The 12,863-nt window shown below is 60.5% G+C and carries 7 protein-coding genes and 1 pseudogene; 5 read left to right on the forward strand and 3 right to left on the reverse strand.

Annotation, left to right across the window (positions count from 1 at the left end):
* Positions 1–26: 26 nt before the first annotated feature.
* Both atzF and U5A57_RS19250 read right to left on the reverse strand, forming a co-directional pair.
* Positions 27–1,865, reverse strand: coding sequence for an allophanate hydrolase (gene atzF / locus U5A57_RS19245; RefSeq protein WP_321913254.1), 1,839 nt, complete (start codon positions 1,863–1,865; stop codon positions 27–29).
* Between the two features lie 421 nt (positions 1,866–2,286).
* The gene (locus U5A57_RS19250) at positions 2,287–3,546 is read right to left on the reverse strand and encodes a glycosyltransferase family 87 protein (protein ID WP_321913255.1); all 1,260 of its coding nucleotides are present in this window, start codon (positions 3,544–3,546) and stop codon (positions 2,287–2,289) included.
* A gap of 397 nt (positions 3,547–3,943) precedes the next feature.
* On the opposite strand from U5A57_RS19250, the pseudogene U5A57_RS19255 reads away from it, so the two are divergent.
* From U5A57_RS19255 to U5A57_RS19270, 4 genes and pseudogenes are all read left to right on the forward strand, one after another.
* Positions 3,944–4,121 (forward strand): annotated as a pseudogene (locus U5A57_RS19255) (integrase); the annotation flags it as partial.
* 146 nt (positions 4,122–4,267) lie between these two features.
* Positions 4,268–5,758, forward strand: a complete 1,491-nt coding sequence (locus U5A57_RS19260) for a transglycosylase SLT domain-containing protein (protein WP_321913256.1) — start codon at positions 4,268–4,270, stop codon at positions 5,756–5,758.
* A 294-nt stretch (positions 5,759–6,052) separates the two neighbouring features.
* Positions 6,053–9,676: an AAA family ATPase gene (locus U5A57_RS19265; RefSeq protein WP_321913257.1), complete on the forward strand. Its 3,624-nt coding sequence runs from the start codon at positions 6,053–6,055 to the stop codon at positions 9,674–9,676.
* Between the two features lie 57 nt (positions 9,677–9,733).
* Complete coding sequence (locus U5A57_RS19270; RefSeq protein ID WP_321913258.1) at positions 9,734–9,991, forward strand: DUF4242 domain-containing protein; 258 nt, start codon at positions 9,734–9,736, stop codon at positions 9,989–9,991.
* A gap of 198 nt (positions 9,992–10,189) precedes the next feature.
* On the opposite strand, the gene U5A57_RS19275 is transcribed toward U5A57_RS19270, so the two are convergent.
* Positions 10,190–10,492 carry a DUF4148 domain-containing protein gene (locus U5A57_RS19275; protein WP_321913259.1) on the reverse strand — a complete coding sequence of 101 codons (303 nt, stop codon included), beginning with the start codon at positions 10,490–10,492 and terminating at the stop codon, positions 10,190–10,192.
* Positions 10,493–10,913: 421 nt separating this feature from the next.
* Here U5A57_RS19275 and U5A57_RS19280 point away from each other — a divergent pair, with 421 nt between their 5' ends.
* A complete protein-coding gene (locus U5A57_RS19280; RefSeq protein ID WP_321913260.1) occupies positions 10,914–12,830 on the forward strand; it encodes a kelch repeat-containing protein in 1,917 nt (638 codons plus the stop codon).
* The last annotated feature ends 33 nt before the right edge of the window (positions 12,831–12,863 follow it).

The raw sequence follows: 12,863 nt of genomic DNA on the forward strand, positions 1-12,863 counted from the left end.
GGATTCGTTAAATTTAGGTATGCATATCAAACGGATTTGTGTACCTCGACCGCGGTGGCGAGCCATGCGCGCCAGCCACCGAATTCGGTGATGTCGCGTGCGCCACTTCCCGGCCCGACAGCCGCAGGCTCGCAGATGAAGCCTTTGACGATCAACCCGTCGGCTGTCTGCACACTGCCGATGCCCAGCGGTGCCGGCACGCGGGCAACAAAGGCGCCGAAGGTGCGCAGCGGCACTTCCCAGAGTTCGATCTCGATGGGCTGGCCCGGCTCGTCCGGCGTACGCACCAGCGCCGGCTTGGCCGGTGTCGTGCCGGCGAGCGCATAGAGGCGGTACTGCAATGTGGTGCGGGTTGTCTGGATGAACCGCGCGCCCGCCTCGAGCAGTTGCCAGCAGAGGGGCTGCCCGCGCAGATGCGCGCCGACGACGGCGAGCGTCACCGTTGGCTCCTCGAAGGGCAGGGGTTTCGCGGCGATGCTGGCGGCGTCTTCGGCCGCGGCGTGAGGCACGAAAATCGCCTGGATCTGTGCAGCGAGTACGGCGAGCCGCTGGTCGGCCCCTGCGGGGGCGATAAGCGTGACGCCTGCCGGCAGGCCGTCCGCTCGACGCACACCGGGCACGGCAAGCGCACACAGGTCGAGCAAATTCACGAAGTTGGTGTACACGCCTAGCTGGCTGTTCGCGCCGATCGGGTCCGCGTGCACATCGTCGAAGCTCGGATGGGTGGGCGTGGTCGGCACGATGAGGACATCGATTTCCTCGAACATCGCTTCGACTTCGCGGCGTAACGCGGCGAGTGCGTATTGACCATTGAACGCATCGACGGCGCTATAGCTGTCGGCTTTGGCGATGACCTCGGCGACAACCGGATCGATATCGGCGCGATGCGCCTCGAAGAACGAACCGAGCGCGGCCCGCCGCTCTGCCACCCAGGGGCCGTCGTAGAGGAGAGCCGCGGTGCGCTGCATGGGCTCGAACGGCACGTGTACCGGCGTGAACGCAAGGCGCGTGGCAAGCGTGTCGAGCGTGGCGGCAAAGGCCTGCTGCGCCTGCGTGTCGCCGAAGAATGTCAGCGGCTCCGGCACGGCGAAGCGCAGCGCTGCATGGGGCAGCCCAAGCGATGGCACGCGGCGCGCGTAGTCATCGTGCCCGTCGTACTTGGCCATCTGCAACAGGACTTCCCAGGCGTCGCCGACGTCGTGCGCGAAGATCGACACACAGTCGAGGCTTCGGCACGCCGGAACCACGCCGCGCTTGCTCACGAGGCCCGGCGTTGGCTTCAGACCCACGAGTTCGTTGAAGCCCGCGGGTACGCGCCCCGAACCCGCAGTGTCCGTGCCGAGTGAGAACGCGACGAGCCCGGTTGCAACCGCGACCGCCGACCCCGAACTCGATCCGCCGGAGACGTATGCATCGGATTCGAACTGGCGCACCCGGCCGTAGGGCGAGCGCGTGCCGACGAGCCCCGTCGCGAACTGGTCGAGGTTCGTCTTGCCGACGAGGATGGCGCCCGCATCGAGCAGGCGGTCGACTGCAAAGGCCGACGTGCGAGGCGTGTAGGCGAAGGCGTCGCAAGCCGCAGTGGTGGGCATGCCGGCAACGTCGATGTTGTCCTTCACGGCGAACGGTACGCCGAAGAGCGGCATCCGCTCGAACACCGCAGCGCCGAGGCGCGCGTACGCTTCGTCGAGTTCGGCGGCGCGGCGGGCGAGGTCGTCCTCGCTCACACGCGACAACCAGACTTCCGGGCGCCTCGCGGCCGCGATACGGGCGATCAACGTCTCGACGACCTCGCGAGGCGTTGCGCTTTTGCGGGCATAGGAGTCGAGCAGGGCACGGACCCTGAAACGTGCGTCTTTAGACATGAGTTCAATCTTGAATACAAGTTTGAACTCAAGTTAGCAGTAACTGTGCCATCAAGCCGGTTGTTGCCTGAGGGGCTTGCGGGACAGGGGTTTCAGGGGGAAGAGGATGCCGGGCAGCGGGCGTGTGCTGAACCGGACTTGATCCGGAATGGGTCGCAAATGTGCCCGCGGTGGTGCATGCATCCCGCACATCGTGCAAGACCTTGCAAAGTCCTTCAAAGGCTGGAGAGGGGGCTCTTGCTGCACGGCTGTGGCGGTAGCGGCGATAAGCACCGCAGCGCTGGCGCGGATCAGGGCGCTGAAAACGCAAAGGCTTTGGTAATTGTGGTTCGGCTTGCCTCTTGGAGTCGCGTGTTCGCGGGAGGGCGGCCTCTCTTTGTGGGCGGGTTCCGAGGCAAGCCCGCGAAGCCAGACGAATAGCTTATGCATGCACCCTGTCCAATGCTAAGGAGATTCCCTCTAGCTCACGCTCTAAACGACACCTTCTCAAGAAGATTAACAAAAAAAGCAAGCAAACCAACGGTTCAATTGGTATCAATATTGGAAGGCCAGGACATTGAATTTTTATATAGTTATAAATCGGCATAAGCCACGCGAGCAAGAAAAGCGTTTGCTCCCATTTCAGCCAGCAGCTCCTTGCCGCCATAGAATAGAGACATAGAGAAGAAATCCCTAGCCATGTCAATTCATAGTGCCAGGCATACGGAGAGATGAGAAGAACAGACGCGGCCAGAGCGCCTGCCCGCAGGCAGCGATCTCGGGATTTTTTCCATACGTGAACTACGCCCATGATCGCGACAAGCGCGCATAACGCCCACGCGACATGTGCCATGCCTGCCGAAAATCCTGTCAACCGCAGTGCAGCCATAATACCGGGCGAGGCATGCCAATATCCCCAGCTGTTCTCAATCGTCAGATCCTGGAGTTGTCTGGAGGCCTTCCATGTAGCCATCAATGCCCCCCATCCTTCGACCGCAACACTGGTCGCCACGAGAACTATCGCGCTTGCCATTGCAACTAAAAACGCTTTCCAGGCCCGAGTGGCGGCCAACACGAATGGGAATGCCACAGCAAATTGTGGCTTGATTACCAGAAGGCCAACGCACAGTCCAGCCAAAACGGGAAACTCGCCGACCCACAAAACAGCGAGCATTGCCAAGCCACTTACCAAAAAGACATTCTGCGCCGTCAGCAAAGTTAAAAAGATTGGGGGGCTGAAAATGGCCGCGATTGCAAACTGTGAGCGGGTCAGCCCTGTCAGCCTCATGTCCGACACCCGGTAGACCGCGTAAAGCATCAATGCAAGCGTCAGGCCATCCCAAAGTGCACATGCGACCCAGAATGGGAAAAAGCCCAACGGAGTGACGATCATCAGGAAAACGGGGAGATAGCACCATGGCATATACCCGGCGCCATAAGGCATAGGACCAAAAAAATGTTCCTCGACCCAATGAAATGTACCGTAGTCGTACACGGTAAGACCCGCACCAGCCAACGCGACATGGGCGGCGGACCAGAACACGCGAAAATCACCGCCGGGCAGCAACCATTCCGATGATTGCTTGCCAGATTCGAGGACCCACTTAATATACTCCATCTGCCACAGGGCAATCGGGTAGAAACACAGTAGCGCAAAACGAACCAGGAATTTATTCGATACCCACATTTTTGCGTAATTCACCGCTCCTCCCCATTCACTCTGGCGCTTCCCGTTCGCCGGCTGCAGGTTGTCAGAACAGCGCAACTGCAATCAGGCGCCTTATGTATTCAGTGCATGTTCTCACGGCATCGCAGAAGGACAAGAGCAAAGTTCGAGCATTATTGCGGCGGATCGTTTGGTTCAGTTCTTCTAGACCTCGGCCGATTCATTGCCCCGTCTCCCCCCGGCTATTGGCCTTGTTCACTACGCACAGTGGGCGTTGCAAATTTGCTGCCTCTCTCGTCACGTTCAAATATTCCAGAACCTCGTAGCCCACTCTGTTCGGGCAAGCACATAGTTTTTACTTGCGTCCAGGAGTGCAACTGCCGTACAGGGGGCTTGATTGCGCACAGAATTGGTTGCGCGATCAAGGAAGCCGCTATTCCCGAGTCGACTGTATGTATCACCGCATGGTTCGACGCGGCAATACGCGTGAAGGGTCCCGCCGTCGGATCGCCTCCATCGGGCTTGATGATGCCGGGTACGGCACGCACGCGATGCGTCGCCCAAAAACGCCATTGATATACCGCCGAACAGGGAAACTTCGCGCGATGCAGTGACTGCCATGCTCGCCGCACGGAGGTTTGCCGCCATCAGGCGTACGTCTGCTCTTTTCCGGAAACGCGCGCATCATGAGCAATATACGTGGCCGCGCGCAGACGTCTGGACGGTCGAGAGTCGCCGCGGGGCATAGGAGGACACCATGTCTTTCGCACCTATGTTCAGGCTCATCGTCAGCCTTGTATGCGCGATCGCGCCGCTTGGAGAGGGATCGGCTGGTGCGTTGCAGCACTCGGCCCCGGCATCAGCGCTCCGGCCCACGCCCGTGCATCAGCTCAGCGTGCCCAGCATCCCGTGGCAGGGCGACTTCAATGCGATCCTCGAGCGGCGCCAGCTTCGCGTACTCGTGCCCTACAGCCGCACCCTCTATTTCATTGACAAGGGGCACGAGCGCGGACTGACCGCAGAGCTCATGCGTGACTTTGAACGCTATATCAACAAGACCTACGCGAACCGCCTTGGCAAGCGCCCTCTCACGGTGTTCCTGATTCCGACGACGCGCGACCGGCTGCTGCCTAACCTGAACGCCGGGCTGGGCGATATTGCCGCGGGCAATCTCACGGTCACCGACGAACGGTTGAAACTGGCCGACTTTTTTGTGCCACCCAACCGCAAACCGGTGCGCGAACTGGTCGTGACGGGGCCGCGCTCGCCGCGACTCGCAACGCTGGACGACATGGCCGGAAAGACAGTCCAGGTGCGGCGCTCGTCAAGCTACTATGAGAGCCTCACTGCACTCGACAGGCAACTGCGCGCGAGCGGCAAGCTTCCCTTAAAGATCGTGCTTTTGCCTGATGCGCTCGAAGATGAGGACGCACTTGAAATGCTCAACGCCGGTCTGCTGCAGATTCTGGTCGTTGACGAATGGAAGGCCAGGCTGTGGGCTCAGGTATTACCAAACATCAAGGTTCACAACGATCTTGCCGTGCGAACCGAAGGCTATACCGGCTGGGCGATGCGCAAAAACAGTCCGCAACTCCGGGACGCGATGGCGGACTTCTTTCTCAACCATGTCAAGAAGCAGAGCATCGAAGAGTATCGCCTGGAGAGGTACATGCGGCGCTTCAAGCAGATCCGCAACAACGATGAGTCTGAAGAGCTTCGGCGCTTCGAGCAGACGATCGCGATTTTCCAGACGTACGGCCGGCAATATGGCTTTGATCCACTGATGCTTGCCGCTCAGGGCTTTCAGGAGTCGCAGCTTAACCAGAGCGCCCGCAGCCGCGCTGGGGCAGTCGGCATCATGCAGATCACGCCTGCTACTGGCAGGCAGATGAACGTGGGCAACATCATGGTCACGGAGCCCAACATCCACGCTGGTGCGAAATACATGGATGAACTGATGACCCGCTATTTTCCGGACGCGCACTTCAGTGAGAATGACCGGTCGCTTTTTGCCTTCGCGAGTTACAACGCGGGCCCATCGAAGATTGCCAGAATGCGCGACGAAGCATTGAAGCGCCGGCTCGATCCGGACAGTTGGTTCAACAATGTCGAGATCGTCGTCGCCGGGAAGATCGGCATGGAGACGCCCACATACGTGCGCAATATCTATAAGTATTACGTATCGTATCGCTTGATTGCCGACGCCCAAGCCGCGCGCACGCAAGCGGTCGGGACTGTACGCAGATGAGCAGGGCCGCGCCGATGACCGCTAGCACCAGCTAGCTGCCATTGAAACACCTCTCCAATTAAACAATCGACCTTCGCACGGTGATCTACGCACGCAGAAAATAGCAGCGAAGTGGACGCGCGAGAAGACGACACTCGTCAAGTCACGAGGCGATGCAATGTTCGTCGCAACTACTTAATAAGTCCACTCGCACGCGAGCGTCCCCGCACCTGCCGCGAAGAGGTGTGAGCCGCATGGACAAGTTGCGCTACCTCGCCGATGATAAGGCTGGATGGGCATTCCAGAGATGCAGCAATGACCGACGATCTGACGACATGGTTAGCGCAGGTTGGCCTTGGCGCGCACGCTGCAAAGTTCAGGTCGCAAGGGATTGACTGGGATGTGCTCGGCGATCTTTCCGAGGCTGACCTGAAGGAGCTTGGCCTTACCCTTGGCGACCGGAAGCGGCTCGCAAAAGGACTTGCGGCGCTGACCGAAGCCCACGCACATTCGATTGTGCCGGTGGAGGCATGCAGAGCCTTGTCTTCGTCGCCGGCTTCCGAAGCCATCGATGCAGAGAGGCGGCAAATCACGGTGATGTTCGTCGACCTCATCGATTCGACAGCGCTAGCGGAGCGATTCGATCCAGAGGACATGCGACGTCTGCTAGGGGTCTACCATCAAGCTTGTGCACGCGCGATTGAAGCTCACGAAGGCCATATCGCTCACTATATCGGCGACGGCCTGGACGTCTATTTCGGCTATCCCGATTCGCACGAAGACGATGCCATACGTGCGGTGCTTGCCTCTCTCGCCGCCATAGCTGCGCTTCGTGAGGCCAACGAATTCATCGAGCCGGAGTACGGCGTGCGCCTGCAGGCGCGGATAGGGATCGAGACGGGACTTGTCGTAGTCGGCGCGATTGGCGCTGGATCTTCGCTCGTTCAGCGCTCGATCGTTGGAGAGGCGCCAATCATCGCCGCGAGGCTACAGTCGCTCGCCCCGCCCGATGCGATAGTCGTGGGACCGGCCACCCAGCGCCTGATCGAAGGATCGTTCAAGCTTGAAGACCTTGGATGCCATGAACTGAAGGGGGTCACGGGTCCGGTCCGGGTTCAACGTGTACTCGCGCAAGCGGATACGATCGACCGCTTCGAAATCAGGGCGGCCCAAGGGATCACACCGCTCATCGGCCGGACCGCGGAACTCGAGATGATCCGGCGGCGCTGGAAACAGAGTGTCGATGGCGAAATGCGCTGCGTGCTGTTGACCGGCGCGCCGGGAATCGGCAAATCTCGCGTGCTGCGGGCGCTCTGCGACGGCATGAGTGAAGATGCGCATACGATCATTTCGCTTCACTGTTCCGCGTACTATCGCAACAGCCCATTTTGGCCGGTACAACGCTGGCTTCAGCGCACGTTCGGCGTCGGCCTGGACGCTTCGAATGCATCGGATAGGGAGCGCCTGGCGGCCGGGATTGCAAGGCTCGGGGTCGATGCCGACGAGACGCTTCTTGTTCTTTCAAACTTGCTCTGGATGCCAAAAGGAGATCGCCGTCCGGCCGTTGACACCTCTTCCCCTTCCTTCAAGCGCCGGACGCTCGACGTGCTGGTGGCGATGCTCGAAGCGTCAACGCGCGTTCAGCCGGTACTTGTCGTTGTTGAAGACGCGCACTGGATCGATCCGTCATCCCTGGAGTTTGTTCGGCTTGCGGTTGAACAACTGGTGTCCGCCAGGCTAATGGTACTGGTCACCGCGCGGCCCGAGTTTGAGCCGGGATGGACTTACCCTCATCTCGTACAGATCAATCTCGATCGGCTATCGCGCCGCGATTGCGTTGCGATGATCAGGCGACTGACGGGTGGCAAACGGCTTCCGGATCTGGTACTCGATCAGATCGTCTCAAAGACGGACGGTGTGCCGCTTTTCGTCGAGGAGCTGACCAAGGCCGTGCTCCAGGGCGATCTGTTGCAGGATGCCGGCCTCAGCTACGAGTTGAAAGGCACGGCGCAGACGATCGCGATTCCGGACACGCTGCAGGGCTCGCTGCTGTCGCGGCTCGACCGGCTGGAGCCAGCAGTCAAGGAAACCGCGCAGATCGCAGCGACAGTGGGACGCGAGTTCGGCAGGAAGCTGCTTGGGTTGATTGCGTCGAGGCCGGAGGATGAACTTCAGCAAAAGCTCAATTGCCTGATCGCGGCCGAAATCATTATTCCAGCTTCAGGGAAACTCACTGGCGGGGACGCCTATTTATTCCGGCACGCATTGATCCAGGAGATTGCATACCAATCCCTGCTGCTTGCGCACCGTCGCCACTACCATGCGCTAATCGCCGCCGCTCTTGAAGAACATTATCCGGACGTCGTCGAGCGGCAACCCGAACTGATCGCTCAAAACTTCGCTGCAGCCGATCTGCCGGATCGCGCGATCGGCTATTGGCAGCAGGCCGGGCAGCGGGCACTTGCGGGTGCCGCCTACGACGAGGCGATCGCCCATGTGCGGCGCGGTCTTGAGCTGGTCAACCGCTGCTCCTGCAGCGAGCCGACTCGGTCCAGCCACCTGCTGACGCTGCTGCTGACAAGAGGCAGAGCAGAGCTCAGACTGGCGCAGCGCGAGGCGATCGCGACCTTCCGCGAGGCGGCCTGCATTGCCCGCGAACGGAAGCTGACGTCGCATCTCGTGCAGGCAGCGTTGGAGTTTGACACCGCCGAGACGTTCCTCGAAGGCTCCGGAGATGAATCGATTTCTCTGCTGGAGGAGGCGCTCACCCTGATCGGCACCGAGGAGTCGGTCGAACGTTGCCGCCTGTTGAGTCGCCTTGTTCGCACAGTTCATATGACCGGTGCACGCGAACATCGTAGTGAATTTTCGCTGGAGGTCGTCGATCTCGCCCGACGCCTGAACGATCTGCCGAGCCTGTTCGACGCATTGGCGTGCGAATTGATGCATGTCGGGGCTCTCCCGTTGCCTGCTAACCGGTTTGCGCAGCGAGAAAGCGTGTTGCTTGAGCTCAGGCAGATTGCGGAAGATCTCGGCGATGCCCATACCATCGGTCATGCGTGCGCCCGATGTCTTGCCGGCTATCTGGAGATCGGCGAGGTGGACAGTTTTGAGAGCGCGCTGGAACGGTATCGGGAGATTGCCGCCAGCGGACAGCACTTCGTCGACAAGTGGTGCGTTACGGGGGCCCAGGCAATGCGGGCCATACTCGTTGGCGACTTCGCTGAGGCGGAGCGCAAGACGCGCGACTCGTTGCAGATGGCGCAGAACGCTGACGCGAATCTCGCAACGGGCGTCTACGGCATGCAGATGTTTACGGTCCGCCGCGAACAGGGCCGGCTCGCTGAGGTAGCGCCGATCTTCAAGCGGTTTGTCGATGAGCATTCCGAGGACACTACGTGGCGGCCAGGATTCATGTTGATTTGCAATGATCTCGGCTTCGAAGCGCAGGCCCGTGACAATCTCGAACGGATCTCGGAATCGGAATCCGGTATCCCCGTGGACAGCAAGCGGCTTGTTACGTTGACCTATCTAGCTGAAGTTGCCGCGCGCCTGCGGGACGTCGAACGTGCCGAACGGATCTATGCCCTTCTCCTGCCATTCCGCGATCAGGTCGTCACGGTTCCAGTCTTTACGCTTTGCTGCGGATCTGCGGCACGGTTTCTTGGCATACTGGCCCATGCTCTCGGCGATTGGTCTGCTGCCGAACAGCATTTCGAATACGCGCTGCACATGGATGAGCGCTTGCGCGCGTGGCCCTGGCTGGCGCATGGCCGGCATGAATACGCGCTCATGCTGGCGGCGCGCAATGGCAGCGAAGATAGAGCACGAGCGCAAAATCTGCTGTCGATGGCCGCGGCCGCAGCCAAAAAACTCAAGATGTTCGCGCTCGTGGAGCGCATCGGCACCGCGCAGACAGAAGCTTGGCCCAGAAGATAGCACAGGCTGGCGCACCGTTTGACGCGCAATGATCCGCCGCTACTCAAGGAGAGTCACATGCCGCGCTTTATGATTGAACGCAATTTTGCAGAACAACTCGAGGTCACGGGAGAAAGTGCTGCAACTGTGAAAAGAATCAACGACGAGGAAGGCGTCGAGTGGCTTTTTTCGTTTCTCAGCGCCGACAAGAAGAAGACTTATTGCCTGTATGAGGCACCCAACGCCGACGCCATCCGCGCCGCCGCACGTCGGGCAAATCTGCCGGCCGATGTGATCATCGAGGTCAGCGACTTGCGGCCGGAAATGTTTACTTAGAAGGTGGGAGCACGGATGCAATGTCTGATGGCTGTCTATGCAACGACAGCATTGCCGCCAACGAAAGCTCGCAGCGGCGGCAATCCGCAAGTGGCGACCGACATTCGGCCGCCATCGCGGCGCACAGTACGACCTCCCACGCCGTCCCAACTACAGACGGCGTGCTCCACATCGCCCAGATCAATCAGACGAAAACGCTTACGACCCGCCAAAGAAAACCGGCTTCATCCCACTCGGGCTGGCCGGACGTCCCGTCTGGGACGACCCGTTCGTTGCAGGGCCATAGCCGCTGCTCTGGCCCGCAGCACTGGTCTCGTTGGCCTGCATATTGGCAGGAAAGTCGACGGTATTCGCATTCGCCGGATTGAAGCCGGCTTGTTGTAGCTGAGCGATTTCTGCTTGCACTTGCGAGCGCGTCAGCGCCCCGTCTGACTGCGCCGACGATGCAATTGGCATCGCAATAACGGCGACCGCGCAAACTGTGTGGACTAGCGGCTTCATGATTGCCCACCTCCAGGTGAGTGACTCCAGTTGATTCGGGCCGCAAACGGCCCGGACTTTCGTTCGACGTTTGCCGCACTTTATAGCGCTCAAACGTTGACGTTGTCGTTCATTTCAATCGTATGCGCGAGTGATCGTTTTGGCCTCCATCATTTGATGGAGGCCGTCCAGCGTGAAAACGAGACGCTGCCGTCTGCGCGTTCTATCGTGATGAAGTGGCTCGATAAGCCAGACTAACCCAGACGATCAATTTCGGATAACTAACCCACGGTGGCGTAAGCCAGCTCTGGACGCGAATGTCATGCTCATACGGGAGTTACTGGGCACGTTTCCTAACCAGGTCATGCCGCGCTCGCCACTATTTTTTGGCTGATTTTCGCCACACGACCTAAGCTGATAAAACCGAGCGAGGGTCGAATCCATGCATATCAGGCAAAACGTGACCTGCGCGCTGCTGCTTGCCGCGACGCTGGCTGCAGGTTGCAGCGGTGGTGGTGGAGGCGGCAACACCACGCCCGTGTCGGCGCCGGCCGGATTGACCGAACGCGACGTTGCAGTGGTCTACTCGCAGGGCGCTGAAATTGTTCCCGATACGCTCAGCATCGGCGGTGGCCCCATTACACAGTGCAGCATATCGCCGCCTTTGCCGGCGGGGCTATCGCTCGATCCTCAGACCTGCGCGATCAGCGGCACGCCAAATGGCGTTTCTCCCGACACGATTTACACGATCAACGCCAGCAATGCGGCGGGAAGCGAGTCCATCAAGGTCGAGATCGAGGTCAAGGCTGAAGTGGTCCCCCCGGAAAGCCTGAGCTACCTGAACGCCGCAGTGATCTATACGACCAACGCGGCAATCATTCCCAACACGCCGATCGCCACAGGCGGAGAAATTACCCTGTACAGCATTTCGCCGGCCCTGCCTGCGGGGCTTCAGTTCGATCCGCAAACAGGCGTCATTTCCGGCACACCGCTGGCAGTCAGTCCGCCGGCCGTCTACACGGTGACCGGCAGCAACAGTGCCGATTTTGTCGAGACTCAACTCACGATCGAGGTGCACGCAGTCACTCAGCCGCCGGCGAGCCTCAGCTATTGGGATCTCGCTCCCATCTACGTCGTGGGCCATCCAATCTCGTACGACGAGCCGCAGTCCACCGGCGATGAAATCACCTCCTTCTCGGTCTCGCCCGCGTTGCCTGCCGGATTGAGCCTGAATCCGCAGACGGGCGCGATCAGCGGGACGCCGACCACGGCGCAGCCGCCGACGACCTATACGTTTACCGGCAGCAACAGCGCTGGCAGCGTCACGGTGCAGATCGTCATCGGCATCGACGAACCGGCGACCGGAGCGTGGACACCGGCTGGTTCCATGAGTCAGGGGCGGTTCCGGCACACCGCCACGCTCCTGTCCAATGGCCAGGTCCTCGTCGCCGGGGGGCAAAGAAGACAGGTCACTGCCTCCACCGAACTGTACGATCCGGTTGCGAACACCTGGACATTGACTGGCGGCCTGAGCCAGGCGCGGCAATCCCACTCGGCGACGCTGCTCCCCAACGGCCACGTGCTCGTGGCGGGTGGATTCAAAACGGGCGTTGGCAGTGAACAGTCGTCGGCGGAGTTGTACGACCCGGCTTCCGGTAGCTGGTCGTCCACCGGCAGCATGAGCGATGCGCGTGACGCTCACACGGCCACGCTGTTACCCAACGGCCTCGTGCTCGTTGCGGGCGGCGAGGGAAAGTCGGGAACGCTGTCGTCGGCAGAGTTGTACAACCCGGCAACGGGAACCTGGTCGCCAACAGGCAGCATGGCGCAAGCGCGCTTCTCCCATACTGCGACGCTGTTGGGCAACGGTCTCGTTCTCGTCGTGGGCGGGGCGACGGATTCAGGCGTCCTGGCTTCTGCGGAACTCTACAACCCGTCAACGGGCACCTGGTCACCCACGGGTAGCATGAGTCAGGTGCGCACCAACTTCGCCACGGCGTTGCTGCCTGACGGTACGGTGCTGGCCATAGGCGGAACGGACGGAAACGTCGAACTGTCGTCGGTCGAACGGTACGTCCCCGCTGGCACATGGACACCGACTGGCAGCCTGATCCATGCGCGCGACTTCCTGAGCGCCACGTTGCTGCCCAACGGCCGCGTGCTTGCCGCCGCCGGACTGGCCGGGAGCGACCTCTACTCGGACGAGCTCTACGATCCCGCCACGGGCACCTGGACGCCGACCGCAAGCCTGAGCTGGGCGCGCGAGCAGCACACGGCCACGCTACTGGGTAACGGCAGCGTGCTCATAACCGGGGGACTCGGTCGCGGAATACTGGCTCACGCCGAACTGTTCCATTGATACGGGAATGCAGATCGCGACCGACATTTCATG

Source organism: Paraburkholderia sp. J11-2, assembly GCF_905220185.1.
Lineage (GTDB): Bacteria > Pseudomonadota > Gammaproteobacteria > Burkholderiales > Burkholderiaceae > Paraburkholderia.